22 protein-coding genes, 1 tRNA gene and 1 riboswitch are annotated in these 26,476 nt (G+C 60.8%); of the genes, 2 read left to right on the forward strand and 21 right to left on the reverse strand.

Annotated elements, in window-relative coordinates; translation table 11 throughout:
* Position 1: 1 nt before the first annotated feature.
* The 8 genes from RX395_RS01405 to asnB all read right to left on the reverse strand — a co-directional run bounded on the left by RX395_RS01405 (position 2) and on the right by asnB (position 8,004).
* Complete coding sequence (locus RX395_RS01405) at positions 2-298, reverse strand: Veg family protein (protein WP_316364913.1); 297 nt, start codon at positions 296-298, stop codon at positions 2-4.
* Positions 299-481: 183 nt separating this feature from the next.
* Positions 482-928, reverse strand: coding sequence for a D-aminoacyl-tRNA deacylase (dtd, locus tag RX395_RS01410; protein WP_316364915.1), 447 nt, complete (start codon positions 926-928; stop codon positions 482-484).
* Between the two features lie 3 nt (positions 929-931).
* Positions 932-1,573, reverse strand: a complete 642-nt coding sequence (gene rdgB, locus RX395_RS01415; RefSeq protein ID WP_022094898.1) for an RdgB/HAM1 family non-canonical purine NTP pyrophosphatase — start codon at positions 1,571-1,573, stop codon at positions 932-934.
* Between the two features lie 140 nt (positions 1,574-1,713).
* Positions 1,714-2,439, reverse strand: a complete 726-nt coding sequence (gene rph / locus RX395_RS01420) for a ribonuclease PH (protein WP_316364917.1) — start codon at positions 2,437-2,439, stop codon at positions 1,714-1,716.
* Positions 2,440-2,493: 54 nt separating this feature from the next.
* The gene (gene murI, locus RX395_RS01425) at positions 2,494-3,378 is read right to left on the reverse strand and encodes a glutamate racemase (protein WP_035137557.1); all 885 of its coding nucleotides are present in this window, start codon (positions 3,376-3,378) and stop codon (positions 2,494-2,496) included.
* A gap of 51 nt (positions 3,379-3,429) precedes the next feature.
* Positions 3,430-4,341 carry an HAD family hydrolase gene (locus tag RX395_RS01430; RefSeq protein WP_055309432.1) on the reverse strand — a complete coding sequence of 304 codons (912 nt, stop codon included), beginning with the start codon at positions 4,339-4,341 and terminating at the stop codon, positions 3,430-3,432.
* 107 nt (positions 4,342-4,448) lie between these two features.
* Positions 4,449-6,011 (reverse strand): Mur ligase family protein, encoded by a 1,563-nt coding sequence (locus RX395_RS01435; protein ID WP_316364922.1) that lies wholly within the window; start codon positions 6,009-6,011, stop codon positions 4,449-4,451.
* Between the two features lie 112 nt (positions 6,012-6,123).
* Complete coding sequence (gene asnB / locus RX395_RS01440) at positions 6,124-8,004, reverse strand: asparagine synthase (glutamine-hydrolyzing) (RefSeq protein ID WP_195920120.1); 1,881 nt, start codon at positions 8,002-8,004, stop codon at positions 6,124-6,126.
* 187 nt (positions 8,005-8,191) lie between these two features.
* Between asnB and RX395_RS01445 the strand changes: the two genes are divergently transcribed.
* Positions 8,192-8,267: transfer RNA gene (locus tag RX395_RS01445), tRNA-Val, on the forward strand.
* Positions 8,268-8,880: 613 nt separating this feature from the next.
* Here RX395_RS01445 and RX395_RS01450 read toward each other — a convergent pair.
* The 12 genes from RX395_RS01450 to RX395_RS01505 all read right to left on the reverse strand — a co-directional run bounded on the left by RX395_RS01450 (position 8,881) and on the right by RX395_RS01505 (position 23,296).
* Positions 8,881-10,164, reverse strand: a complete 1,284-nt coding sequence (locus RX395_RS01450) for an aminotransferase class III-fold pyridoxal phosphate-dependent enzyme (protein WP_316364926.1) — start codon at positions 10,162-10,164, stop codon at positions 8,881-8,883.
* 69 nt (positions 10,165-10,233) lie between these two features.
* The gene (gene argB / locus RX395_RS01455) at positions 10,234-11,214 is read right to left on the reverse strand and encodes an acetylglutamate kinase (protein ID WP_316364928.1); all 981 of its coding nucleotides are present in this window, start codon (positions 11,212-11,214) and stop codon (positions 10,234-10,236) included.
* 81 nt (positions 11,215-11,295) lie between these two features.
* A complete protein-coding gene (argJ, locus tag RX395_RS01460; protein ID WP_316364931.1) occupies positions 11,296-12,564 on the reverse strand; it encodes a bifunctional glutamate N-acetyltransferase/amino-acid acetyltransferase ArgJ in 1,269 nt (422 codons plus the stop codon).
* Between the two features lie 134 nt (positions 12,565-12,698).
* Entirely contained in the window at positions 12,699-13,769 is a 1,071-nt protein-coding gene (gene argC / locus RX395_RS01465; RefSeq protein WP_316364934.1) for an N-acetyl-gamma-glutamyl-phosphate reductase, read from the reverse strand.
* Positions 13,770-14,026: 257 nt separating this feature from the next.
* A complete protein-coding gene (locus RX395_RS01470; protein WP_316364935.1) occupies positions 14,027-14,437 on the reverse strand; it encodes a pyridoxamine 5'-phosphate oxidase family protein in 411 nt (136 codons plus the stop codon).
* A 44-nt stretch (positions 14,438-14,481) separates the two neighbouring features.
* On the reverse strand, positions 14,482-14,928 hold the full coding sequence (locus tag RX395_RS01475) for a pyridoxamine 5'-phosphate oxidase family protein (RefSeq protein ID WP_055309439.1): 447 nt from the start codon (positions 14,926-14,928) through the stop codon (positions 14,482-14,484).
* 30 nt (positions 14,929-14,958) lie between these two features.
* Complete coding sequence (locus RX395_RS01480) at positions 14,959-15,759, reverse strand: energy-coupling factor transporter transmembrane component T family protein (protein WP_316364937.1); 801 nt, start codon at positions 15,757-15,759, stop codon at positions 14,959-14,961.
* A complete protein-coding gene (locus RX395_RS01485) occupies positions 15,759-17,663 on the reverse strand; it encodes an energy-coupling factor transporter ATPase (RefSeq protein ID WP_316364939.1) in 1,905 nt (634 codons plus the stop codon). Before RX395_RS01485 ends, RX395_RS01480 begins: the two co-directional genes overlap by 1 nt.
* Positions 17,660-18,250, reverse strand: coding sequence for an ECF transporter S component (locus RX395_RS01490; protein WP_316364941.1), 591 nt, complete (start codon positions 18,248-18,250; stop codon positions 17,660-17,662). Before RX395_RS01490 ends, RX395_RS01485 begins: the two co-directional genes overlap by 4 nt.
* 5 nt (positions 18,251-18,255) lie before the next feature.
* A riboswitch (FMN riboswitch) is annotated at positions 18,256-18,448 on the reverse strand.
* 276 nt (positions 18,449-18,724) lie between these two features.
* Entirely contained in the window at positions 18,725-20,362 is a 1,638-nt protein-coding gene (gene groL, locus RX395_RS01495; RefSeq protein WP_022094352.1) for a chaperonin GroEL, read from the reverse strand.
* A 96-nt stretch (positions 20,363-20,458) separates the two neighbouring features.
* Complete coding sequence (gene groES / locus RX395_RS01500; RefSeq protein WP_022094351.1) at positions 20,459-20,752, reverse strand: co-chaperone GroES; 294 nt, start codon at positions 20,750-20,752, stop codon at positions 20,459-20,461.
* A gap of 906 nt (positions 20,753-21,658) precedes the next feature.
* On the reverse strand, positions 21,659-23,296 hold the full coding sequence (locus RX395_RS01505) for an amidohydrolase (RefSeq protein WP_316364945.1): 1,638 nt from the start codon (positions 23,294-23,296) through the stop codon (positions 21,659-21,661).
* 168 nt (positions 23,297-23,464) lie between these two features.
* On the opposite strand from RX395_RS01505, the gene RX395_RS01510 reads away from it, so the two are divergent.
* Positions 23,465-24,928 (forward strand): M20 family metallopeptidase, encoded by a 1,464-nt coding sequence (locus RX395_RS01510; protein WP_055286783.1) that lies wholly within the window; start codon positions 23,465-23,467, stop codon positions 24,926-24,928.
* Between the two features lie 140 nt (positions 24,929-25,068).
* Here RX395_RS01510 and RX395_RS01515 read toward each other — a convergent pair whose 3' ends face one another.
* Positions 25,069-26,406 carry a zinc-ribbon domain-containing protein gene (locus RX395_RS01515; protein WP_316364949.1) on the reverse strand — a complete coding sequence of 446 codons (1,338 nt, stop codon included), beginning with the start codon at positions 26,404-26,406 and terminating at the stop codon, positions 25,069-25,071.
* Positions 26,407-26,476: the final 70 nt, after the last annotated feature.

Raw genomic sequence — 26,476 nt, forward strand, 5'->3', positions numbered from 1 at the left:
GTTAATGCTCCTCGAGCTGATTGTCGAGCGGGGTAAAGATATGCTCGCCGCTCTCGGGGTCGAACAGCTCGACCTGGCCGGTGAGGACATCGATGTACTGGTAGGACTGACGCGACTTGCGGCCGCGACGCTCGTCAACCTCGACAATGAAGACGGCCGGGTGGACGCTCTTGATGGTGCCCATGCGCTCGACGACGCGGGTACGGCCCATGTTGGCCTTCACCTTGACGCGATCGCCCACCATATCGGTCAGCTTCTCGTGGATGTCGTCGACGTGATTGACTTCCATCTCTTCCATGAACAGGGCCTCCAGAAGGTGCAATTCAAAAAGGGGATAATACCCCTAAGATAGACAAAACTCTAATACTATAGCACCCTATTGTGGCCATACGCAAGTAGCTAAATAAGCCCGGTCCCAAATACGTACCAGACGACAACCTCGCATGACCAGTTGTTACGCGGTTTGGTAAAACCGCGTAACCTAAAGGTTGTCGGTGTCCAAGACGATGGTGAATGGGCCGTCGTTGACCAGGTCGACCTTCATGTCGGCGCCAAAGATACCGTGCGCTACATGCTCAACGTCCTCGTGCACAAGCGTCAGGAAGTACTCGTAGAGCTCGTTGGCAACATCGGGTGCGCCGGCATCCGTAAACGACGGACGGCGGCCGTGGCGGCAGTCAGCGAACAGTGTGAACTGCGACACCACGAGCACCTCGCCGTCGATATCGGCAAGCGCCAAGTTGGTCTTGCCGTTCTCGTCCTCGTTGATACGCAGGCCGCGGAGCTTGCCCCACAGCTTGTCGGCCTCGGCGCGCGTGTCGCCGTGGCCCACGCCCAGCAGCACCAGATAGCCGCGTCCAATGCGGCCCACGCACTCGCCGTCGACCGTCACGCCGGCGTTGAGCACGCGCTGCACCACCGCACGCATGGCCTACTCCTCGCCCGTCAGCTTGGCGGACAGATGCTCGAGCGCGTGGAAACGATGGCTGATGGCGTTCTTCTCGTCAGCCGTCAGCTCGGCCATGGTCTTGCCCGGCGTGTCGACCGGCAGGAACAGCGGGTCATAGCCAAAACCATGGTCGCCGCGGCCCTCGTGCGCGATAACGCCCTCGCAGGCGCCCTCGCCATAGGTAACCAGACCGTCCGTGTCGATGAGCGCGACGACGCTCATAAAGCGCGCGGTGCGGTCCTCATCTGCCACGCCTTCCAGGTTAACGAGAAGCTTGGCGTTGTTGGCGGCATCGTCGCCGTGCACGCCCGCATAGCGCGCGCTATACACACCGGGCTCACCGTCCAGCGCGTCGACGACCAAGCCCGAATCGTCGGCAATGGCCATAAGGCCCGTCTCCTCAACCGCGGCTTGGGCCTTGATGATGGCGTTCTCCAAAAACGTCGTGCCGTTTTCCTCGGGATCCTCAAAATCACCCAGCTGGCCGAGCGCCACAAAGCGCACCTCGGGCATGACCTTGCCCAAAATGGCCTCGATCTCGGTGAGCTTATGGGCGTTGCCCGTTGCCACGACGATGGTCGCCGCCGGGTCGAGGGTGTCGATGTCAATCTTCTCAAGTGCCATGACTGGCCTCCTTGTCTCTATAGCAAGCCGCGTGAGGGGCGTTTGGGCACTTGACCTCTCCCCTCTCAGGCGATCGGACCTTTCAACGCAGCATTTCAGCAGATAAAACCTACCAAAATAAACCTGTCCCTTTTGGCAGGTTAGGCGATGGCTTGGCGCTGAAGCTCGATGAGCTCGGCGATACCCTTGTCGCCCAGGTCGAGCAGGGCGTTGAGGCGTTTGCGGTCAAAGGGCGCCTGCTCGCCGGTGCCCTGGAGCTCGATCATCTCGCCAGTGTCGGTGGCGACGAGGTTCATGTCGACCTCGGCATGGCTGTCCTCGGAATAATCGACGTCAAGCAGCGTATTGCCGTCGACAACGCCCATAGAGATGGCAGCCACCTGGCCGGTAAGCGGGATGCGCTCGATCTTGCCCGCCTCGACCCACATGGCGAGGGCGTCGTGCAGCGCCACCCAGGCGCCGGTGATGCTCGCTGTACGCGTGCCGCCATCGGCCTGAATCACATCGCAGTCGACGGTGACGGTGTACTCGCCGAGCGCCTTCATGTTGACGACGGTACGCAGGCTGCGGCCAATGAGGCGCTCGATCTCCATGGAGCGACCCTTGCGGTTGGCGTGCTCGCGCTTGCAGCGCTTGCCGGTCGACGCCGGCAGCATGGCGTATTCCGCGGTCACCCAGCCGGCCTTAGCTCCCTTTCGCCAGCCCGGCACGCCCTCCTCGATAGTGGCGGCGCACAGCACGCGCGTGTCACCGAACTCGGCCAAACACGAGCCGTGGGCGTGCTTCATGACGCCACGGGTGAGCTTAACGGGGCGCAACTCGTTGGCGGCGCGGCCGTTGGCGCGGTTGACCTGCATGTACTCCATAGAAATATCCTTTCGGCAAAAGATGTGGCGAAGGCTTTGGCGGCTGCCTTACATCTATTTCAGCTCATCGATATCGATATGTTCGATGCTCTTGAGCGGCTGACCAAAGATAAAGCTGCCCGCCACCGCAAACTCGGCAATATTATCGGCCGTCGTTGCAAAACGATGTTGCGGCTCGGCTGCGTCGCCCGCCAGCTGCTCGCGGCGCGTGAGGATATCGGTCAGCTCGCGCGTGGTCTCCTCGGCGGAACTCACGACGCGCACCCCAGGCCCCAGCGCATGGCGGATAGGTCCCACCAACAGCGGGAAATGCGTACAGCCAAGCACCACGGTATCGATACCGTGGTCGCGCAGCGGCTCAACCGTGGCACCCACCAGCGCACGCACGGCAGGCGTATCGAAGATGTCCTCGTTCTCAAGCCACTGTTCCTGCAGGTGTGCACCCGAGGCGAGCTCGTGTTCGACAACCTCGACAAAGCTCGAGGCAGGACAGCCGTATACATCGACGCCGGCATCTAGATCCTGAATGGCGCGCGTGTAGGCGCCCGAGCGAATAGTGAGGTTGGTGGCGAGCACGCCCACGCGACGCGTACGCGTGCTGTTGATTGCCGCACGGGCACCCGGCGCGATCACACCGATCACGGGAACGTCGAGCACCTGCTGGGCCAAACGCAAGGCCGCAGCGGTCGCCGTGTTGCAGGCGATGACCATAATCTTGACGTCGTGCTTCGAAAGCCAACGACCCGCCTGCAGCGCAAACGAGCGCACTTCATCCTCGGTGCGCGTGCCGTAGGGGCAGCGCTTGGTGTCGCCAAAGTAGTAGACGGACTCGTGCGGCAGCGCCGTCGCGATCGCGCGCGCAACCGTCAGACCGCCCAAACCAGAATCGAACACGCCAATCGGGCGCGTGTCGCCTGCCGGATTCTCGATATCGGACATTACCTCACCAGTCTCTCTCGAAAAGACATGTCCAAGTGCGGCGACGCCGCGCTACGAACGCGCCGCGACCAGCAGCTCTGCCGTCGCCGCCCAACCGTCGACAATTTTGCCTCGCGTAACGAAAGCGTTCTCGCAAGCAGCCAGGAACTCGGGCGCGCCGGCGCTCGTCAGGCCATTCTCGACCAGGCAGAACGTGCCCACGTGATCGGCCATGTAGAAGTCGGACTCGGAGTCGCCGAGCGCGAGCGTCTCCTCGCGCTCGATCCCCAGGTGCTCGCAGAAGCGCGCAATGGCGACGCCCTTGTTGAGACCCGCGGGGTTGATGTTGAATGCGCGACCGTCCTCGACGCGATCGAGCTCGAGCGTCGTCGGCTTGGACAGGTGAGTCAGATGGCCGTTGCAAGCCCAGATCAGACCGCAGCCGGCCTCGTCCAGGATGGCCTGAACCTCATCGTCGGGCACATCGCCGCGCATGCCGACGGTGACCTCACGGTATTTGTAGCCGGTCGACATGTCGTTGTGATACTCGATCTTGTGCGGCCAGCGGGCGAGGATCTTCTCGCACACGCCGGTCTGCTCGATCACCTGGTGCGGCGTGAGGCCGCAAGAGGAGTCGTAGGGCATGTCGCCGGTCAGATACTCCCAATCGTTGGCTTTGAGGTCGTACATGACCAGGCCGCCCATCTCGCCGATGTAGGAGTTGAGACCGAGCACGCGCGCGTCCTCGTGGATCATGGTACGGTTGCGGCCCGAGGTGGGAACCACCTGAATACCAGCGCGAGCGAGCGCCACGACGGCCTCGACGAGTTTGGTCGAGGGGTTGCCGTCGTTGTCGCGCAGCACGCACGAGCCGGGTGCGAGCATCGTGGCATCCAGGTCGGTAAAGACGTACTTGACCTTGGCCAAGCGCTCGCGCATCTCGCCCGAAAGCTCAGCGACGGTCGGCAGGGTATTGTGGGACATGGTTACTCCGTTTACGTAGAAGGGTTTGGACTTGGACGGCATATTTTGATTGAGAGAACACGCTTATGGCGACAGCGCACTCAGGGCACCGCCGCCATCATGGTTCATTAGTCAAACTGGGTAACATCGATCAGGCGATTGGCCAGCGAAAGGTCGCTCTCGATGGGCACGAACTCGTCGCCCACGTGCATGAGCTCCTCGTCACCCTTTGCCAGCAGCAAGACAATGGTGGGAGCATCGGGGTTGACGTACTCCTCGCGCGCCGCCTTGAACGCCGCATGCACGGCAGCTTCGCGATCGAGGATGATCTTGTTCGGCGTATCGTCGGGAACATGTTCGGCAAGCTCGCGACAGACCTTCATCGGGTCCTCGTGAGCCGGGTCCTCATTGGCAAAGATCATCAGGTCGGAATACGGTGCGGCCTCGCGCGGAAGCTGCTCGCGGCGCTCCTGCGCCTTGCCGCCGGCAGCGCCAAACACCGCGATGACCGGGCTGGCGGGAAACGCGCGCTTGACCGACGAGAAAAGCGAACGGAACGAAAGCTGGTTGTGCGCATAGTCAACGACGCAGATCACGCGGCCGTCCTTCGACTCCACGACCTCCATACGGCCCGGCACACGCAGTTTGGAGAGGCCCTTCTTGATGGCATCGATACCGATGCCGATCTCGCGCGCAGCGGCAATAGCGACCAGCGCGTTCTCCACGTTAAAGTCTCCCGCGATACCCAGCAGGATCTTCTCCCCCGCCTCGGACTCGTCGGCACACAGGCCATGCAAGTTGAACTCGATGCTAAAGCCGACCATGCGTACGTCGCTCGCCCACAGGCTTGCCTCGGGATGCTCGACGCCAACGGTCACCAAGCGCTCGGCCGTCGACGCTGCCTCCAGCACACGGTCGGCCTCTTCGGTGCCCAGATTCACCACGGCGGTCTTTGCCTGGTCAAAGATCCTGAGTTTGCTCTCAAAATAATCCTCAAACGTGGGGTGTTCAATCGGCGAGATGTGGTCGCGGCCGATGTTGAGGAAGCACGCCACGTCAAACGGCAGATTCTCGACGCGTTGGTACTTGAGCGCCTGACTCGAGACCTCCATGACCATGGACTGGCGACCGGACGTGCGGCAGTTGGCGATATGGCGCCAAACCTCGGGGGCCTCGGGCGTAGTATTGGTGCTCTCGTAGCACTCGATACCATCGTCGGTACTCACCGAGCCGATCATGCCGCAGGACTCGCCCGCCGCTTTGATAATCGACTGGAGCATAAAAGCGGCCGTGGTCTTTCCCTTGGTGCCGGTGATGCCCACGATCTTGACGTCGTGGTCGGGACGGTCGTAGACCTCCGGCGGCAACAGGGCCATGGCCGTGCGAACACTATCAACAACCAGCATCGCAGCACCGCTCTCCTTCGCCAGCGGCTCCAGAGACTCGACCAGCGACTCCTCGCACACAAATGCGACGGCGCCCGCATCGAGCGCCATGCTCAAAAACGCGGGCTTAAAGGCAGCACCTTTACAGAAGAACACGTCACCTGCCGAGACCGCGCGCGAATCAAACGAGCAACCGGTCACGGCACGCTCGTCAACCTGCTCTGATGCGCGCAGCTCGCCGCACACATCGAGCAGCTTGGCAAGCGTATCGACCGTGGTCACGGTCGCGGAATCCGAATGGTGCATCTTTCACCTTTCTCAGCCATTTGGCAGGGACGGTTTTCATAGTAACTGAAACGTGCTCGCGCAAAAACGGCTCCCGGAGGAGCCGTTACGCGCAGGCATTCGTAGGCCGAGACTAGGCAGCCTGAACAGAAGGCTGGCCCTCGTCGATAAAGAAGCGCTTGTACCACACTAGGAACACGAGCGGCGTATAGATCTTGCGCTGGAAATCGCCCTTGCCCGCAAAGTGCAGATCGAGCAGGTGCATGAGCTCGTCGGTATTGAAGAACTCACTTGCCCACGGCGCGGTGAAGTACTCCTTGACATAGTCGTACCACTTTTGCTCGCGCAGCCAGTAGACAATCGGCACCGGGAAGCCCACCTTGGGACGGGTGGCCCACTCATCGGGCAGCGACTTGTTGGCAGCGTGGCGGAGTACCTGTTTGTTGCCGTTCTCGTTGATGCGGTAGCGGTCGGGAATGTGCTCGGCGAACTCCATGACTTTGCGGTCCAGGAAGGGCACGCGCAGCTCCAGCGAGTGTGCCATGCACATCTTGTCGGCCTTGAGCAGAATGTCGCCCGGGAGCCACATGTTCATGTCCAGGTACTGCTTCTTGACCAGTTCGGGCTGACCCTTCACGCGTGCGTAGATGGGTGCAGCGAGCTCGAAGGCGCCGTCGCCGGTGTTGTACTCGGGCTTGAGCACGCCGTCGACCTCGCGCTCCGGCCATACCAGAGCCTGTCCCAGGAACGACTTCTCGGGGATCTCGGCACCCTTGACCAGGAAGTTATGTCCCTTGAAGTACGGCATATGCAGCGCCAGGTTACCGAGCGCGCGACGGACGGGCAGCGGCACCATCTTTTTGTACTTGCGCACCGGGACCGTATCCTCGTAGTAGGCGTAGCCGCCAAAGAGTTCGTCGGCGCCTTCGCCCGAAAGCACGACGGTAACGTCCTTGCGGGCCATCTCGGCCAAGAACCACAGCGGCACGGAAGACAGGTTGGACTGCGGTTCGTCCATGTGATACTGGATGTCCTCGAGCGCACCGAAGAACTCGTCGGCGGTAATCATCTTGCGAACGTTCTCGACGCCGAGCTTATCGGAAAGCTCCTTGGCGTAGTTGGTCTCGTTAAAGTTCTTGTAGTCAAAGCCCACCGAGAAGGTCTTGTCGGGCATGAGGCAAGCGGCGATGTAGCTAGAGTCGACGCCACCGGAGAGGAACGACGCGACCTTGACGTCGGCGATACGATGGGCCTCGACGCTCTCGTGTACGACCTCGTCCAGCTCATCGACATACTCTTCGAACGGCTTCTCGACGGCAGAGTAATCGCAATCCCAGTAGCGCTCGATGTTCATCTTGCCGGTCGGGATATCGACGGTAAAGTAGTGCGCCGGCGGCAGCTTGTAGACACCCTCGAAGAAGGTCTCCTCGGTTGCCGAATACTGCAGCGTCATGTACGGACGCAGGGCCTTTTTGTTGACCGCCTTGTGGAAGTGCGGGTAGTCCAGGAAGCTCTTGATCTCGGAACCAAAGAGCACGCCCGGAGCGCCGTCGCCCGCATCGGCCATGGGATAGTAGTAGAGCGGCTTGATGCCAAAGATGTCGCGGGCGCCAAAAAGCTTGTTCTTCTTTTTGTCCCAGATGACGAAGGCGTACATACCGCGCAGGCGATCGAGGACGGCCTCGCCCCACTCCTCGTAGCCGTGTAGGAGGCTCTCGGTGTCGGCGCCGCAGTGGAACTTGTAGCCCTTGGCCTCGAGCTCGGAACGGAGTTCTTGGAAGTTGTAGATCTCGCCGTTGAAGACAATGACGACGCTACCGTCCTCGTTGGCCATGGGTTGGGCGCCAGCCTCGGTCAGGTCGAGGATCGACAGGCGGCGGAAGCCCAGGGCAACGCGGCCGTCGATAAACTGACCGCCCATGTCGGGACCGCGATGGACGATGCGGTCCATCATCTTGGTGAGCACCTCGGATTGGTTATCCGTCCCACCGACAAAACCGACAAAACCGCACATATACTATCCCCTCTGCTGTTGCTGGGCGTCAAATCAAATCAGTAGCTTTTGAGTATACCCGAGGGCGTAAAGAGGGGCGGAATGTTCAGGCAATCTCAACTGAATCAGCTCCGCTGTGACACGCGCCAGTTACCTTTAATGGATATGAGGTGAATGGGGCGATTGTTTTGCTATACTCTCTTCTCACGGGCGATTGGCGCAACGGTTAGCGCAGGTGCTTTACACGCACAAGGCTGGGGGTTCGAATCCCTCATCGCCCACCACTGATTTGATAGGCTCCCAGCAATGGGAGCCTTTCTTTTTTGTGCCCGGTGCGTGGGATTCGAACCCGCAAGGGTGCGGAGCTGAGGAAACGCGAAGCGTTTTCCAGCGCAGCACGCGAGGAGCGGAGCGACGAAGCGGGGCGCGGGCGGCGCCAGCCGCACGCGGACATCCCTCATCGCCCACCACTGAATTGTTAGGCCTCCAGCGATGGAGGCCTTTCCTTTTTCAGGCCCATCGCAGAGGGATTCGAACCCGCCAGCACATCTGTCGCAAAGGCCGTGGCCAAAAAATGGCAAAAATGAGTACTGCTACTTTGTTTGCAACATATAAAAAGACAATATTTGCTTAAGTTACGCAACATATGTCCATTATAAGGACTAACAGTTGGATCAAAATCATGCTTTCATCGCCATTTCGACTTGCTATCTGGCCTTATTAGTCCAAAATTGCTGCTACCAAATCGGTAACAGTACTCATATTTGATGTTTTTTGACCAGCAGGTCTCCCTGCCTTAGCAAATCTAAGGCAAAACGGGCTCCAGACCGCTGAATCATGCCGCATAGGGCACGTCCGCAGTCCGGAACCCGGTCCAAATTGAGTTATTGCACCGCGTTAGCCCAAGACACCCGACAGTATCTCGATCAGGCTGTCCACGTCGGCTTCCTCGCAGACAAGTGGCGGCAGGAAACGCAGCGTATGCGCACCCGTAGCGTTGATCACGGCACCGGCGGCCAGCGCGCGGGCAACAACATCATGCGCGTCGCCCGCGGCATCATCCAAATCACAGCCGAGCATCAAGCCGCGGCCACGTACCTCGGTCACGTGCGGCAGCTTGGCGAGCTTTGCCTCCATATAGGCGCCCACCTTGGCAGCATGGTCGGCATAATCGCCGCGCACGAGCGCGGAGAGCGTCGCGGCGCACGCCGCGACGGCCAAGCAGCTACCGCCAAAGGTCGAGCCGTGGTCCCCCGGCTTAAACACGTCGGCAATCTCCTTCTTTGCCACTACGGCACCCATGGGCACGCCATCGGCAATGCCCTTGGCAAGGCTCATAATGTCGGGCTCCACGCCATAGGTTTGGAATGCAAATGGCTTGCCAGAGCGGAAGATGCCGCACTGGACCTCGTCGGCGATAAGCACGGCACCCACCTCGTGCGCCAAGTCGCGCGCCGTAGCCATAAACTCCTCGGTCATGGGGTGCACGCCACTCTCACCCTGGATCGGCTCGAGCATCACGGCACAAATCTCGCTCCCCAGCTGCTTAAAGATCGCACGCAGCTCGTCCACATCGTTGGGCGTGCAGGCCACAAAGCCACCCGGCAGCGGGCGGAAGCTGTCCTGCAGCCAATCCTGCATGGTGGCGGCAATGGTCTCGAGCGTACGGCCGTGGAAGCCGCCGCGCATGCACACGATGGTGTTGCCGCCATTACCGGCACGCTTGGCGTACAGGCGCGCGAGCTTCATCGAGCCCTCGTTGGCCTCGGCGCCAGAGTTGGCAAAGAAGGTCTCCCAAACCTGCTCATCCGCAGCCGGGGCACCAAGAGCAGCTGCCGTGGTCTCATCGCCGGCGACAATGGCATCGGCAAGCACGCGCGCACCATCTACGTCGTCGTTAGCAAGCTTGGACAGCAGCGCCGCGACCTGTCCGCGCTGCTCGATGTAGAAGTAATTGGAGACATGCATGAGCTTTTTGGTCTGTGCCTCGAGCGCCGAGAGCACGGCCGGGTCGCCATGACCTAGGCTGCACACGCCGATGCCGGCAAGAAAGTCGAGGTACTCACGGCCATCGTCGCCGGTGAGCTTCATGCCGTGACCCTCGACAAACTCGACCGGAGAGCGGCCAAAGGTATGCATAACGTAATGGGATTCAAGCGATTGCTGAGCTGCAAGTGACATGGGATGCCTTTCGTTGGGCGCCAGACGGCGCGGGGCTATGGGTGCAGGAATGGGGCGGCTACGGGTCAGCTAGACCGTCTGAAGCCTCTCGATCTCGTCAAGGTTTTCGGTCAGACGCGCAGCAAACGTCGAAAGCGGATGCGGATGCGTATCGAACTCGTAAGCCGTCTCGGTGGAATGGATCACGGTGCCGACGCCGGCATCGGTCAGCAGCTCCAGGAGCAGCGAATGCGGCGTTGTACCGTTAATGATGTGGGCACGAAATACGCCGCCGGCAAGCGCATCGACGGCCGCACGCAGCTTGGGAATCATGCCCTTATCGACCTCGCCGCCGTAGAGCATTTCGTTAACCTCGTCGAGCGTTAGGTTGGAGATAAGCGAGTCCCTGTCGCTAAAGTCCTTGTACAGACCATCGACATCGGTCAAAAAGATCGCCTTATGCGCGTGGAGCGCCGCGGCAACGGCACCGGCGGCGGTGTCGGCGTTGATGTTGAAGAAACCGCCGTCCTCCCCCGCCGCGACGGTAGCGATGACGGGGATGTACTCGCTATCGAGTAAGCGCTCAATATAGTCGGTGTTGACGCGCGTCACTTTGCCCACGCGACCGAGCTCGGGGTCGAGCGGCTCGGCGATGAGCGTGCCGGCATCACTGCCCGACACGCCCACGGCCAGGTTGCCGTGGTGGTTGATGGCAGCAACCAGCTCTTGGTTGACCTTGCCGCCCAGCACCTCGCGCACGATATCCATAGTCGCCGGCGTGGTCACACGCTGGCCGTTCTTAAACTCGACGGGAATATCGTAATGGCTCAGCGCCTCGTTGATAGCCTTGCCGCCGCCGTGCACGATGACGGGGCGCATACCGATGATCTTGAGCAAAACGATGTCGCTCATCACGTCGCGGCGCAGCTGCTCATCAACCATGGCGGCTCCGCCATATTTGATAACAACCGTCTTGCCGGTCAGGTTCTTAATCCACGGCAGCGCTTCGAACAGCAGCTGCGCGGTTGCTTCGTTGGATTCGCTCGAACGACAATCGCGTGCGAATTTCATAATCTGCCTCGTCTTTCGTATCGTTATCGCGCCGTGCTCCGCTGTCCGCAATCGCGGCAAGATGCGCAGCGTGCCTGGAATCTAGGAACGGTAGTCGCCGTTGATGGAGATGTATTCATGCGTGAGGTCGCAGGTCCACACGGTCGTTGCCGCGTCGCCTGCGCCCAGGTCGGCCGAGATCACGATCTCGGGCGCCTCGAAACGTCGTAGAGCCTCGTCCTCGTCAAAGCGAACAGTCAGACCGTCGCGACAGACGGGCATGCCCATCATGTCGATGGAAACGTCTTCCTGATTAAACTTCACGCCGCACTTGCCAAGCGCCATGGCAACGCGGCCCCAGTTGCAGTCGTGGCCGGCGATGCAGGTCTTAACGAGCGGCGAGTTGGCAACGGCACGAGCGGCGATATCAGCTTCCTCGTCGTTGGCGGCTCCGGTAACGTTGACCGTAACAAGCTTGGATGCGCCCTCACCATCGGCGGCGATATTGCGCGCCAGGCTCTCGCACACCTCGTGCACGGCAAATGCCAACTCGTCGAAGGCATCGGAGCCCTCGACGATAGGCTCGGCATCTGCGGCAGCGGCGCCGGAGGCAAGCATGATGCAGGTGTCGTTGGTCGAGGTGTCGGAATCGACCGTTACCTTGTTAAAGGTCTGCTTGACGGTCGAGAGCAGCAGGGCATGAAGTGCCGCAGGCTCGACGGGGGCATCGGTGGTGATAACTGCGATCATGGTGGCCATATTGGGCATGATCATGCCCGAGCCCTTGCACATGCCGCCTACCGTATAGACATTGCCCGCATGACCCGCAGCCTCACTGACGTAGGACACGGCGTACTCCTTGGAGTGCGTGTCGGTCGTCATGATGGCGCGAGCGGCATCGGCGCCACCGTGGGCGGAGAGCGCCTCGTAGGCAGCAGGAATGGCTGTCTCAAACGTGTCGATCGGCAGAATCTGGCCAATCACACCCGTGGAGGCAACCAGGATCTGCTGGGGTTCGCAGCCGATAACCTGCGATGCGATGTTGCAGGTCTCGCGCGCGCAGGCAAGGCCGGTCTCGCCCGTGGCGGCGTTCGCGTTGCCGGAGTTGATTGAAACACCGGCGATGATACCGTAGCCCTTGTCCGCACCGCCCAGGTTGGCACGGCTCACCTGCACGGGCGCCGCGCAAAAGCGGTTGGTCGTAAACATGCCGGCGCCGGGACAGGGTTTATCGGGCATGACGAGCGCATAGTCTAAGCGCTCGGGATTCTTCCGGAATCCCGCATGGATGCCTGCGGCCTTAAAGCCGGCCGCTGCCGTAACGCCACCCTCGACGGCGCGAATCTTGATATCAATCAGGTCGGTATTCATCGTCTTTATGACTCCTTATGTCAAACAAAAAACGGACATCGGTTGGTGCGCCACGCCAGTCGCAATCATGAGACCAGCTTAAAAGTGGCGCCCCACTCGATGCCCGACTACCAAATCGTTAACAATCGAATGTGCTACACCGGGCACGCCACTGTGGGCAAGCCTCGTCGCTCGTCAAAGCCAAAGACGATATTGGCGCACTGGACTGCTTGGCCCGCAGCGCCCTTGCACAAATTGTCGATGGCGCCCGTCGCCACCAGCACGCCCGCGCGCTTGTTGAACGCAAGGCCAATCTGGGCGGCGTTGGTGCCGACGACCGAAGCCGTCTTGGGCTGCTGGCCGGCATCGAGCACGCGCACAAAGGTGCGTCCAGCGTAGAACTGCTTGTAATAGTCGACAACGTCCTCAAGGATAAAGGTATCGATAGCCTGCGGCGCAAGCGGCATCGTTACCGTAGAGAGTAGACCGCGCTTGAGGGGTGCCAGGTGCGGGGTAAAGACGACGCGATCTGTTAGACCAAGGATTTGCTCGATTTCGGGCGTGTGACGATGCTTGCCCACGCCGTAGGCCTCCAAATTCTCGTCGGCGCTGCAAAAATGCGTACGAGCGTTGCAGGACTTGCCGGCACCCGTCACACCGCTGATGGCATCGACAATCACGGGACCGTTCTCGGCCACCCAGCCCGCACGCACGGCAGGAGCGGCAGCAAGGCTCGTTGCGGTGGGATAGCAGCCGGCGCAGGCGACCAACACGGGCCTGCCAGCAGCATGGCTGGAAGCAGCGGTCTCCAAGTCCTGGCAGAACAGCTCGGGCAGGCCGAAGGCACGTGTCTTGAGTAGCTCGGGGCTCGTGTGCTCGGCGGCATACCATGCCTCAAACACGGCCGGATCGCTCAGGCGGTAATCGGCCGAAAGATCAAAGCAGGAAACGTCTGCGGCAAGCAGGGCGGGCACCTGCGCCATGGCGGCGGTGTGCGGCACGGCCAAAAATACCGCGTCGCAGTTCTTGAGCTCGGGGGCATCATGCGTCGTGAAGACAAGATCGCTTACGCCGGTGAAGCTCGGGTACACCGCAGACAACGGCTGGCCGGCATCGGCGTTGGACGTAATGGCGACAAGTTCAAACTCGGGATGACCGAGCACGAGGCGAATGAGCTCGGCTCCGGCATATCCAGCCGCGCCGACGATTCCAACCTTCAAAGACATATCAGACTCCTTGTCTGCGATTTATGCACCGATGCGCATTTCGCAGCGGTCGTTATGAAGTGGGTTGAAACTTTAGCACCAAAAGATGCATGAACACGTAAATGGCTTGCATATTCATGCATTGAAACATTCCCGACACATTCGCTTGAAGGAATTGACAAATGGAGCGGGCCCCGTATTGACCGGCGCTCCTAACGGCGCCGGTCAATACGGGGCCCGCCCATGCGAAAACCAAGTTGTTAGGATGAGCCAGCTGGCTAGAGCTCGACCGGCACCCATTCGTCGTGATTGCAGATAAAAGCCTCGGGATCCTCGACGCTAAAGAAGACGAGCGTGGGGTCGTTAGGCCCCTCATAGTGCTCGCCCAGGTGCTCTAGATGCTTCCACCCGGCTTCGCGCATTTCGTCTAAAGCCCGGTCATCCAAGCCGGCACGCCCGCGCAAGATGAGCCAGCCATGGCCCGGCCACCAACTCGTGGCCTCAAAGCGCTGGTTTTGCAGCAGCTCTTGCCACACATCTTTGGTGCGCGCTGTTACAAACCACAGCTTGCCATCCTGGATCTGCACAAACGAAAACGGACGCACATGAGGCTGTCCGTCAACGCTCGTCGCCAAATACCATGCCGGCACCGACGTCAGATACTCCAACACCGTATTCAATCCGTCCACGTTTCCTCCTGTACTAGTTAGTTTGGGAACCTGGTTTGTGCGAGCTAGAGCTCCAGGCGCTCCTCGCTGCCGTCGATATCACAGAAGCGCGCGGCAATATTGCGGACCGAAAAGAAAGCAAGGCGGCCGTCGTTGGCACTCTCGTGTTCCTCGCCAATGCCCACCATGTGCTTAAAACCCGCTTGACGCACCTTGTCGCTCGCAACTGCGTCGTCCTCAAGTGCGGCTTCGCCGGTCAATACGATCCAACATTCCCCCGGCTTCCAGCCCGATACCTCAAACTTGGGATTCGCACTCAGCTCCGCCCACACGTCCTTGTCGCGCGACGTGCAAAACCACAACTTACCGTCATCGACCATGGCAAACGAAAACGGCCTCACGCGAGGCTGATGCCCGTCACTTGCATCGGTCGTGGCCAGATACCACGCCGGAATGCGCCTGAGATACGAACAGGCGCGCTCAAGCTGAGCCGTGCGGTCGTTGTCGGTCATAGGGACCCCTTTCTTGCGCCCGAATCGCGCCTAAACAAGTTGAAGATTGATGACGATGACGCAGATGAGCAGCAACGCCGTCACCACCGCCGCCAACGTATCGCCGCGGCCAAATGCAAGCGCATGCAGGCGCGTGCGGCCCTGCTCGCCGTGATAGCAGCGTGCATCCATGGCAGCAGACAGCGTCTCGGCATGGCGGAACACACCCGCAAACAGCGGAATCGCCACACTGCCGAGCATACGCACGCCGCCGAGCGGGCCTCCCGTCACGCGTGCACCGCGGCTTGCCTGCGCGTCCGCCGTCTGCTTCATCTCGGTAGCGAACTGCGGCATAAAGCGCAACGCGATACCCATGATCATGCCGAGCTCGTGCGCAGGAAGTCCCACACGCGCAAACGGTGCGAGCAGGCGCTCAAAGCCCGCGGTGAGGTCGAGCGTCGGCGTGGTGAGCGTGATAGCGCTCATACCGGCCATCATCAAGGTCAGGCGGCACGCCATAAAGGCGGCGGAATGCAGCGAGCCCTCGCTTATCTGCAAAAAGCCGAGCTGCCACAGAATGCGCCCGCTCTGGTCGGTAAACAAGTTGAGCACCGCGACCACGACGACGATTGCCAGCAGCGGCGCCATCGATGATAGGACCCGGCGCAACGGCACCCGGGACACGGTATAGATCAGGACAACGAAGATTGCGACCGGGACCAGTCCGCGGAAGCTGCTGACTGTGAGCGTCGTGATCAGAAACACAAAGCCCAAGAGCAACTTAGTTCGCGGGTCCAGGCGGCGGATCGCACTATCGCCGGGATAGTAGCTGCCAAACGAAAACGCCTCCATTAGCAGCCCTCCTCTCGCGCGACCGTCTTGGATTTAGCAATGTCCGCGACGTTAGAAGGACCGCCCGAGCGACCGATTAGCAGGTCCACCAACTCGTCTGCCAGCGACTCAACCGTATAGAGCCCGCCGCGACGCAGCGGCACGCCCGCTTCCGCGAGCGCCAACGCCATGCGCTGAGCAGCAGGTACGCCCAAGCCGATCGACTTGAGCTCATCGGCATGCGCAAACACCTGCACGGGGGTTCCCTCGGCAAACACCGCGCCTTCGTTCATTACGACGATACGGTCGCAGCAATTGGCCAGGTCATCCATACTATGCGAAACCATGACAACGGTCAGGCCATCGCGGTGAAGTCGATCGATAAGCTCAAGGAAATCCCTGCGCGCAGCCGGATCGAGCCCCGCCATGGGCTCATCGAGCACCAGGACTTCGGGCTCCATGGCGAGCACGCCGGCGAATGCCACACGCCGTTGCTGACCGCCCGAAAGCTCAAAGGGACTCTTGTCCCCGACCGTGGAAAGGTCGAGGCCCACGCGTGAGAGCGATGACTCGACACGACGGTCGACTTCATCTTGCGGCAAGCCAAGGTTATGCGGACCAAACGCCACGTCCTGCGCCACGGTTTCGGCAAACAGCTGACGCTCAGGATATTGAAACACCACGCCGACCTTGGCCTTAACCGCGGCGGCGTCTTTCTTGTTTGACAGATCGAGCCCCAGCGCGCGAACGGATCCCTCCTGGGGGCGAATCAAACCGTTGAGATGCTGGACCAGCGTCGACTTACCCGAACCGGTATGACCTGCCAAGCCCAGGAACTCGCCGCGACGCACCGTCAGCGATACATCGCGCAGCGCCCACGGGCTGCTTGGGTCGTTTCCCCAGAGAGCCTGTTTGTTCGATTTGTCCGCAGTGGCCGAGCGCTTGTGCCAGCGGTGGCGCTCGCGCGGACTGAGCGAATAACTGTACGAAACATGGGATAGTTCGATGACGGGCTCCGACGCGTTGTCCTCGTTGTCTACCGGAACAGCGCCGTCAGCGATTTCCAACTGGGATGCGGAAGACTGTCCCGCGGTGTCTGCCCCACTCCGCTCGGCATAAGCCTGCGCAATCTCAGCGACCATATCCACCTCGCGCACCTGCGCATGAACAGGCACGCCCTTCGTACGAAGCGCCATGCCCAGACGACACGACTCCGGCATATCCAGGTTGAGCTGCGCAAGCTCATCCGCCCGCGTCAAAATTTCCTCGGGCGTACCGAGCATGGCAACGTGCCCCGCCCGAAACACCGCGACACGATCGGCCTCGGCGGCCTCTTCCATAAAGTGCGTAATCATCACGATGGTCATGCCGCGAGCGTGCAACGCGCGGCAAGCCTTCATGAGGCCCTTGCGTCCACGCGGATCGAGCATCGAGGAAGCCTCGTCCAATATGAGCACGCGCGGTTCCATGGCGAGCACGCCGGCAAGCGCCACGCGCTGCTTTTGGCCGCCCGAAAGCGCATGGGTCTCGTGGCGCTCAAAGCCCACCAGGCCCACGCCCTTCAGCGCCTCGCGTACGCGCTGCGCAATTTGCGCCGATGGCACGCCAAGGTTTTCGGGACCGAACGCAACGTCATCTTCGACAAGCGTTGCCACCAGCTGGTCGTCGGGATTCTGGAATACCATGCCCACGGTCGAACGAATGTCGTAGACCAGCTCGGGGTCGAATGCATCCATGCCGTTGATGCGTACCGTGCCCGCATCGGATTGCAACAGCGCATTCAGATGCTTGGCAAACGTCGACTTGCCCGACCCATTGCCACCGAGGATGCAGAAAAACTCACCGTCCTCGATGTTCAGATCGACACCGTCGAGTGCCGACACGGCACCGTCATAGCTAAAGGAAACGCCCCGACACTCAATCATGCGCGGCCTTTGACCTGGTCCTTTTTAGGCGTGATGAGGTTGGAGACCGCTTTATACACCGCCAGCGTCAACACCGAGTTAAGCACGGTCTTGATAAGGTTGAACGGCAGTACGGCAGGAATCATGAGCGGGGCGATCACATCTACCGAGCCATACCAGAACCATACGCCAATGGTAAGGTTTGCGACCATAGACAGCGCCGTAGCGGCAATGACGCCGAGCACCAGGCCAATCACGGCGCCCTTATAGGTATGCATCTTCTGGTAGACGATAGCCGCGGGCAGAATGTAGCCCAGCGTGGCAACCAGGTTCATAAGCGCGCCGACCCAGTCACCCGTGGTGAGCGCATGGATAACGATTGCCATAGAGGCAACAGCAGTGCCGGCGCCAGGACCATACGCAAACCCGCACACCATCGCCGGCACCAGCGACGGGTCATACGTCAAAAACGGCGCCGAAGGAAGGATAGGCAGCTGCACGTACATAAACAGGGCGCCCAAGGCACACATCAGCGCCATGGTAACGAGCTGTTTGGTGCTCCACCTATTCGTGTTCTCAAAATGGATATGCTGCGACTGTTCAGACATAAGATCACCTGCCTCTTTCATCCGGACTCTAACCGTTGGTACTGGGATCTCACCAGTTCAGCCGGCATGCGAACCAACACACGCACGGGTCGCGGACTCATCGGCTCGGTCGCAGACGCCTCGCCTGCGCCACGGCACCCCTTTGGCACCGCCCGATTTACCGCCAGTGGGGAATTTCACCCCGCCCTGAAACAGCACTTGCAAGTGTAGCACCAGTAGGCTTTCGCGCAAGTATGCCAAGGGTAATTTGTGGCGGGGATCAGTTGCCGCAACAACCACGTTCCCCACCCATCCCAAAGTAGCGCGCCTTTCGCGCAAAGCGCGAAACAGCGAAGGGACACGTACTCCTATCGACCACGTCCTTCTACGCCCGCCGACCTCAAGGCCGTAAACGCAGGGAATCCGAGGACGTTCCGGAGAGAAGCCCCCGTCACGCCCCCGGATTCCCGGTGGGAGTTCTAGACCTTGTCGGCCTTAGTACATACCGCCGCCCTGCTGACCAGCGGTAGCAGCAGCGATAGCGTCCTCAAGCTGAGTGTTCTTGGGCACATCGGAGACGGTAGCCTCGGTGATGAGGATCAGGCTGGCGACGGAAGCAGCGTTCTGCAGGGTGACGCGGCTGACCTTGACGGGGTCGAGGACGCCCATCTCAATCATGTCGCCCCACTCGCCGTTGGCAGAGTTGAGACCCTGGCCGGCGGGCAGCTCGGCAACCTTGTCGACCACGACAGCGCCCTCAAAGCCAGCGTTCTTGGCGATGGTAGCGACCGGAGCGGTCAGAGCCTTCTTGACGATGTCGACACCGATCTTCTCCTCGGGGTCGTCGAGCTCAACGGCGTCGAGCGCAGGAGCAGCATCCATGAAGGCGACGCCGCCACCGGCGACAATGCCCTCCTCGACAGCAGCGCGGGTTGCCTGCAGGGCGTCCTCGACGCGGTGCTTGATCTCCTTGAGCTCGGACTCGGTAGCAGCGCCGACCTTGATGACGGCAACGCCACCGGAGAGCTTGGCCAGGCGCTCCTGGAGCTTCTCACGGTCGAAGTCAGAGGTGGTGTTCTCCATCTCACCCTTGATCTGAGCGATACGGGCGTCGATGGCCTCCTTGGAGCCAGCGCCGCCGACGACGACGGTGTTGTCCTTGGAGATGGTGACGGACTTAGCGGTACCGAGCATATCGGCGGTGATGTCAGCGACCTTCACGCCCAGCTCGTCCAGGGCAGCCTGGCCACCGGTGAGGACGGCGATGTCCTCGAGGATGCGCTTGCGGCGATCGCCGTAGCCCGGGGCCTTGACGGCGCAGACGTTGAGGGCGCCACGGATCTTGTTGAGGACCAGGGTAGGCAGAGCTTCGCCGTCGATGTCCTCAGCGATGATGAGCAGGCCACGGCCAGCGCGCTGGACAGCCTCGAGAACGGGCATAATGTCCTGAACGCTGGAGATCTTCTGGTCGGTGATGAGGATGTACGGATCCTTCATCACGGCCTCCATGCGGTCGTTGTCCGTGACGAAGTAAGCGGAGACATAGCCCTTGTCGAACTGCATGCCCTCGACGGTGTCGATGGTGATGTCGAACGTCTGGGAATCCTCGACGGTGATGACGCCGTCCTTGCCCACGACCTCCATGGCCTCGGCGATCTTCTCGCCGACCTCGGGGTCACCGGCGGAGATGGTACCGACGGAAGCGATCTGCTCCTTGGTCTCGACCGGCTTGGCCTGCTTCTTCATCTCGGCGACGGCGGCGTTGACGGCCTTGTCGATGCCGCGACGGATGGCCAGCGGGTTGGCGCCAGCGGCGACATTGCGCAGACCGTCGTTGACGATGGCCTGGGCGAGCAGGGTTGCGGTGGTGGTGCCGTCACCCACGGTGTCGTTGGTCTTGGTGGCGACCTCCTTCACCAGCTGAGCGCCCATGTTCTCGATGTTGTCCTCGAGCTCGATCTCCTTGGCGACGGAAACGCCGTCGTTGGTGATGGTCGGAGCACCGAACGTGCGCTGCAGCGCAACGTAGCGGCCCTTGGGGCCCATGGTGACGGTAACGGCGTCGGCCAGAGTGTTGACGCCCTTGGCAAGCTTAGCGCGGGCATCGGTGTTGAACGTAATGTTCTTTGCCATGGTAGGTAATCCTCCAAAAGAAACGTGACTCGCGTCGCCGCTTCCGAGTCCTATGCGGCGGGCGCGTTCAAAGACGAATCAGAGATTCTGACGAGACTAGGCCTCAACGACAGCGTAGATGTCGTCGGCGCGCATCAGCAGATACTTCTCGCCGTCGACCTTGACCTCGTTGCCACCGAACTTACCGTAGATGACAACGTCACCGACCTTGACGTCCATGGGGATGCGCTCACCCTTGTCGTTGACCTTGCCGGCGCCAACGGCAACGATGGTGCCGCGCTGCGGCTTCTCCTGAGCGTTGCTGGCGATATACAGACCAGAAGCGGTCTTCTGCTCGGCCTCGTCGGGCTTGACCAGAACACGATCTGCAAGCGGCTTCAAAGACGACATGCTTGTCTCCTCCTTTTTGGGCCGCGCGGTTATACCACGCGAATTAACCCTTTTTGTTTGCGTACGCGTTGAATGGTACCCACGAATGGCGGGTTATACAACACGGAGTCAAAAAATCTTATTTTTTGGCACTTAGATTTTCTGAATGCCGGGGGATAACTTAGCAGTGGCTCCCGGGGCGGACCGGAGGGCATGAAGTTTGCTGCTCTACAGTCCTGCGCAAGACGGAAAGCACATTAAGTGCTTTCCTTTGCGTGCGGAACTCGCGACAAACTTCATGCCCTCCGGTCCGCCCCGGGAGCTAGGTTAACTAATTCGGGCCCGGCATTCAGAAAAGTCAGTGCAGCAAAATGGCGATGCAGATAGCGACATGGGCATGGTTTTCGTTGCGCGCACGGGTCCCCTGGGGAGCACCGTGCATTTTTGGGAGTTTTCAGCAGGCCGGGACAAATGCATACGCACCGGGCGCATCTAATTAGTCCCACGGTAGCCTTCGGCCGGCGATTTGGGTCGGCAGACAGGCCTCGTCGAGACAAGCAAGCATGCCTCGCGCCACGTCGGACCCCAAAATGACGTCGATCTCCGCAATGCCACCCGACTGCAGCGGCACCGGCAGAGCTCGCGGTGCTGAATACTCCGTTTTTTGCACGGCACGGGCGGGGGTACATCAGGATCAGGAAGGACATCCCAGCCTTTTTATGCAATCTGTAATGGGAAGTATGCAAAACACCAAGAGATAGCATTGCTGGTATTCAAATTGAGCGCGGGGCAGCAGCACCTCCGCCCCGCACCCAAATCCAACAGAGCAGGGACGCTCATGGTGGATCCCCACCAAAACGCAAACGCGGCTCGAGCGCTATCCCAAAAAGGCTGCCCGAGCCGCGCTTAACGGTACGGCATGAATACTTAGCGCTCGTAAATCAAGTTACCTGCCAGGTAGGTGGTCTGAACCTTGGTAGCCTGGAGCTCTTGGGGGTCGATGGTGAGCGGGTTTTGGTCCAGAACCACCAGGTCGGCATACTTGCCGGGCTCCAAGCTGCCGAGGTTTTGCTCGTCGCCCGCTGCATAGGCGCTGCCCAGGGTGTAGTTGCGCAGGGCTGTTGCTGCATCGATGCGCTCGCTCGGTAACCAGCCGCCCTCGGGCCAGTGGCTTTTGGGATCCTGGCGCGTGATAGCCGTGTAGAGCACGTTCATGCTTGTAACAGCTGTGATGGGGCTATCGGTGCCGAAGGCTTGGCGGATGCCGCGCTGCTTATAGGTCGCAAACGGCCACATGATGCGGCTGCGTTCCAGGCCCAGATCGCGCTCGGGGCCGCCCGGGTCGAGTGTAATGTGACAGGGCTGGCTCGAGGCAACGACGTTAAGCTTGCGTAGACGATCGATGTCCTCGGGCAAGAGGTTCTCCAGGTGCTCGAGCGTGTTATGGCCGTGCTGGGGCAGGCCGTACAGGTCGGCGGCCTCCTCGAAGATATCCAGCGCGGCATGAATCGCACCGTCGCCGATGACGTGGATGCGCACGGTATGGCCGCGCTCCGCGGCCGCCAGAACCAGCTTGCGCATGCGCTCGGCAGGAACCGTCAGGCGACCTTGATCGCCCGGGAAGCGCGGGTTGGTATAGGGCTCGGTGAGATAGGCCGTGTGTTCGCTCGACACGCCGTCGAAGAACTGCTTAAAGCCTGGCGCCGAAAGCAGCGCGTTGTTCGCGTAACGTACCTGCAGCTCTTCCAAGCGCGATTGGTCATCCAGCAGCGTGGGAAACAAATGGGCTCGGATGCCCAACTTGCCGGCTGCCTGCAGTTTGTCGTAGACGTCGTCGCGGATAAAATCGCAGCCCGGCATGGGCATGAGCGACATATCGCATATCGAGGTGATGCCCTGCTCGGCCATCCGCCTCATTTGATCGGCGTAAGCGCTTGCGATGCGATCCTCGCCCAGCCACTCAAGGCAGCGCGGTAGCAGCTGCATGGCAGCCGCCTCGTGAGCAATGCCCGTGAGCTCGCCGTTTGCGTCCTTGTCGTAGCTACCGCCCGCTGGTGGCTCGCTGTCGCGCGTGACGCCGAGTGCATCGAGTGCGCGGCTGTTGAGCCACAGCGTGTGCCCGTCGCCCGAATACATAACACAGGGACGATCGGGGAATGCCACATCGAGCGACGCCTTGGTAGGATGCTCGGGCGGGTCCCAACGGTAGTCGCGCCAGCCCTGCGTCACAACCCAAGCGTCGTCGGGCAGGTCCTGGGAAAACTCGAGCGCATGTTGCACCAGCGCCGCCTCGGACGTGCCCATATCCATGAGCATGTACGGCGAGGAACCGACCGAGGTATGGAAGAAGTGCAGATGAGCGTCATGGAAACCGGGGCAGACAAACTGCTCGCCGTAGTCGATAACCGACGTAGCGGCAGGAGCGGCGGCGATCACGTCATCGGGCGCACCGACTGCGACGATACGGTCGCCTGCGATGGCAATCGCCAGCTCGCGGGTGGTATCGATGCCGTCTTGCGCGGTAAAGACGTTCTTGGAGCGGATAATCCGATCGATATGTTGCATGGGCATCCCCATCTCTGGCAGGAAATTCAACACCCCCGAGTGTACTCCCCCGCCCTTGTAACAAAACCCCAAGCGGCAAACGGCAACTTTACCAGCCCTAGCGGCAGGTGGCATACTGGAGAGAGCCTGTACGATTTTGCGATCAACCCAGCAAGGAGCAAATCGACCATGACGAAGACCAAGGCACAGCAGATTATGGCGGCGACCGAGGCTCGCGCGGCTGACGACGTCACCGCGGCCATCCAAGATATCGCTACCGAGTTTGAACCATATATCATCAAGCAGCGCCGGCACTTCCATAAGCACCCGGAGCTGAGCCTCGCCGAGGAGCGCACGACCTCCGACATCGCCAACCAGCTCGACGCCATGAATATCCCCTACGAGCGTCCCCTTAAGACGGGCCTGGTGGCAACGCTTCGCGGCACCGCGCCCGACGCCTATCGCGAGGACGGCACGCCACGCCGCCGCATCCTGCTGCGCGCCGATATCGACGCCCTGCCCGTTACCGAGCAGACTGGCGAGGAGTTCGCCAGCGTCAACGAGGGCTGTATGCACGCCTGCGGCCACGACTGCCATATCGCCATGATGCTCGGCACGCTGCAAATCCTGCGCCATATGACCGACGACATCCACGGCGAGGTCCGCATCGTCTTCCAGCCCAGCGAGGAAAACGGCCAGGGCGCCAAGCTCATGATCGGCACGGGTGTGCTCGACGGCGTCGATGGCGCCTACGCCGCGCACATCTGGAGCGAGGTCGACGCCGGCACCGTGAGCTGCGAGCCCGGACCGCGCATGGCCAATACCGACTGGTTCCGTATCGACGTACGCGGCACCTCGTGCCACGGCGCCATGCCCCAGCGCGGTCACGACGCCGTTATGGTGGCCGCAGAGATCGTCAACGCCCTGCAGACCATCGTCTCGCGCGAGATCAGCCCCTACGAGCCGGCTGTCATCACCGTCGGCGAGCTGCACGGCGGCACCGCACGCAACGTTATCGCCGGCACGGCCTACCTCGCCGGCACGGTGCGCACCTACGGCGATTCGACCCACGAGGAAATGCCGGAGCTCATGCGCCGCATCGTGGAGCATACCGCGGCCGCCTTGGGCGCCGAGGCAGAGCTCACCGACTACACCATCGCCAACTACAAGGTCGAAAACGACGCGGCCTCGAGCGAGCGCTGCCGTCAGGCTGTAATTAAGTGTCTGGGCCCCGCCGGCCAAGGCCATTATCGCGGCACGCTTTCGGGCGAGGATTTTTCGGAGTACCTGCGTCGCGTACCGGGCGTGCTCGCCTTTGTAGGTACGCGCAACCCCAAGATTGGCGCCACGTACGCCCAACATTCCTGCTTCTACAAGATCGACGAGACCGTGCTGGCAAAGGGCTCCATGGTGGCCGCCCAGTATGCTATCGACTTTTTGGCCGAGCCCACGCAAGAGGAGCTCGACGGCCCCGCGATTACCGCGGTCGCCGAAACCAACCCCGATCTGGCCGCCAAGTTGCGCTCTGCCAAGGCGACGACCGCCGAGGCTCGCGACGCCATCCATGATGCCCGAACGGCTCGCCATGCCGCGATCAAGGGCATCCACGACGCACGCGCTGCTGCACGCCGTGAGGAGAAGCACGACGAGTAATCGATTCGCTGGCATCTCGCAGTCATAGCCACATCGCGATGTCAAAGCGGGGGCGGACGTTTCGACACGTCCGCCCCCGCTCATTCTTCAAGCGCTATTTCTACTATTTCTACCCCGTCCCCAAATGGCAGACGGCATGACTACTCGTCCTGAGGTTCCTCGTCGGAGCTTGGCTCGGACGCCGACTCAGGTGCAGGTGCCGGCTCAGGCTCAGGCTCAGGCTCAGGCGCAGGCTCAAGCTCAGATGCCGTCTCAGACTCGGGCGCCGGTTCAGGCTCGGGCGCCGGCTCAGGCTCGGTCGCGGGAGCGGGTGCAGGTGCCGGCTCAGGCTTGGGCTCGGACTCAGGTGCGGGCTCGGCATCCGGAGCGCTGTAACCCGAGGGAGCGGACTTCTTCTCGAAGGGCAATACAAAAGTCAGGACGTCGTCCTTGTCCTCGTCGGCCCACTCGCTTGCATAACGTGCAACCCAATAGCCAACGGCACGGTGCTTGAGCATCTTGCCAAAGACCGTAAGAAATACGGTGACGAAAGCGACCAGCACCAAGAACAGCGCGAGCGTGACGCCACCGCCGGTAACAATTGCCTCAATACCCGTAGGACGATAGTAGTAGCTATACATACCGACAGAGGCAATGGCGCCAAAGACGACCGTCAAGATCCATGTGACAACGTTGGCGACCAGGCCCGTCAAAAACTCGGGAAGGAACGAAGCACAGAACAGCTTGGTCTTGTTGTGCTTAAACGCCGCCCAGACCTTATCGAGCGAAAACGCGCTCTCGACACGCCCGGTCACCGCAAAGTGCATCACGGCGATGTCGGCGAACATCTTAAAGAAGACACCCAGAATCGCCGAGGCAATTAGCGCCAGGACAAGCAGGCCAAGCGAACCGAACAGCGCAGCCTCGAGCGCATAAGAACCGTAATAAGAATACGAGCCCGCAGCGCCAATTACCACGCCCTCCACCAGCGAAAGCACTACACCGATAACGGGAATGGCAGCGATAACCTCGAGCACGACCGAAATAACGCTCGAAAAGACTCCGAGACCAAACGACGTGGAACGCATCAGCGGACGATCCATGCCGTCATCGATCTTAAGCGACAGATCGCGACCCCACTCGATGCCAAAGCCGGAACCGCACACGCTCGCAATGCAAGCTGCCAAAAAGCCGATGGCAGCCGCAATGCCGCCAATAACGGGAATAAACAACACGAGCACTGACACAACGCAAATCAGCGCCGGCAAAAACGCGATTTGGCATACACGCTGAAGCACGCCCGGAGTCTTGGTCATATCTTGGAACGCCTGAGCCACACAGCCCTTTGGCGCATTCGCCACGGGCGGTTGCGGAACAAACTGCTGGGGCTGAGGCTGTCCCTGGGGAGCGGGGCCAGCGGCACCGGCATTAGGAGCACCACACACGCCGCAGAACTTGTCGTTATCGCCCATGGGGGCGCCACACTGCGAGCAGAACATAGAATCATCCCTTCGTATCTTGAACAAATCACTTGGATCGCAAACGATGTCTTTAGCATCATTATTGCCC

The organism is Collinsella aerofaciens, from assembly GCF_032584215.1.
GTDB lineage: Bacteria > Actinomycetota > Coriobacteriia > Coriobacteriales > Coriobacteriaceae > Collinsella.

Excerpts from the sequence above, each read along its gene's own strand:
- rdgB (WP_022094898.1), bottom strand. The coding sequence starts at position 1,573 with ATGGCACTTGAGAAGATTGACATCGACACCCTCGACCCGGCGGCGACC.
- argJ (WP_316364931.1), bottom strand. The coding sequence starts at position 12,564 with ATGAATACCGACCTGATTGATATCAAGATTCGCGCCGTCGAGGGTGGC.
- RX395_RS01435 (WP_316364922.1), bottom strand. The coding sequence starts at position 6,011 with ATGCACCATTCGGATTCCGCGACCGTGACCACGGTCGATACGCTTGCC.
- RX395_RS01515 (WP_316364949.1), bottom strand. The coding sequence starts at position 26,406 with ATGTTCTGCTCGCAGTGTGGCGCCCCCATGGGCGATAACGACAAGTTC.
- groL (WP_022094352.1), bottom strand. The coding sequence starts at position 20,362 with ATGGCAAAGAACATTACGTTCAACACCGATGCCCGCGCTAAGCTTGCC.
- RX395_RS01405 (WP_316364913.1), bottom strand. The coding sequence starts at position 298 with ATGGAAGAGATGGAAGTCAATCACGTCGACGACATCCACGAGAAGCTG.
- RX395_RS01480 (WP_316364937.1), bottom strand. The coding sequence starts at position 15,759 with ATGGAGGCGTTTTCGTTTGGCAGCTACTATCCCGGCGATAGTGCGATC.
- argB (WP_316364928.1), bottom strand. The coding sequence starts at position 11,214 with ATGAAATTCGCACGCGATTGTCGTTCGAGCGAATCCAACGAAGCAACC.
- RX395_RS01475 (WP_055309439.1), bottom strand. The coding sequence starts at position 14,928 with ATGACCGACAACGACCGCACGGCTCAGCTTGAGCGCGCCTGTTCGTAT.
- dtd (WP_316364915.1), bottom strand. The coding sequence starts at position 928 with ATGCGTGCGGTGGTGCAGCGCGTGCTCAACGCCGGCGTGACGGTCGAC.
- RX395_RS01510 (WP_055286783.1), top strand. The coding sequence starts at position 23,465 with ATGACGAAGACCAAGGCACAGCAGATTATGGCGGCGACCGAGGCTCGC.
- argC (WP_316364934.1), bottom strand. The coding sequence starts at position 13,769 with ATGTCTTTGAAGGTTGGAATCGTCGGCGCGGCTGGATATGCCGGAGCC.
- RX395_RS01490 (WP_316364941.1), bottom strand. The coding sequence starts at position 18,250 with ATGTCTGAACAGTCGCAGCATATCCATTTTGAGAACACGAATAGGTGG.
- asnB (WP_195920120.1), bottom strand. The coding sequence starts at position 8,004 with ATGTGCGGTTTTGTCGGTTTTGTCGGTGGGACGGATAACCAATCCGAG.
- rph (WP_316364917.1), bottom strand. The coding sequence starts at position 2,439 with ATGGAGTACATGCAGGTCAACCGCGCCAACGGCCGCGCCGCCAACGAG.
- groES (WP_022094351.1), bottom strand. The coding sequence starts at position 20,752 with ATGTCGTCTTTGAAGCCGCTTGCAGATCGTGTTCTGGTCAAGCCCGAC.
- RX395_RS01430 (WP_055309432.1), bottom strand. The coding sequence starts at position 4,341 with ATGTCCCACAATACCCTGCCGACCGTCGCTGAGCTTTCGGGCGAGATG.
- RX395_RS01485 (WP_316364939.1), bottom strand. The coding sequence starts at position 17,663 with ATGATTGAGTGTCGGGGCGTTTCCTTTAGCTATGACGGTGCCGTGTCG.
- RX395_RS01450 (WP_316364926.1), bottom strand. The coding sequence starts at position 10,164 with ATGTCACTTGCAGCTCAGCAATCGCTTGAATCCCATTACGTTATGCAT.
- RX395_RS01505 (WP_316364945.1), bottom strand. The coding sequence starts at position 23,296 with ATGCAACATATCGATCGGATTATCCGCTCCAAGAACGTCTTTACCGCG.
- murI (WP_035137557.1), bottom strand. The coding sequence starts at position 3,378 with ATGTCCGATATCGAGAATCCGGCAGGCGACACGCGCCCGATTGGCGTG.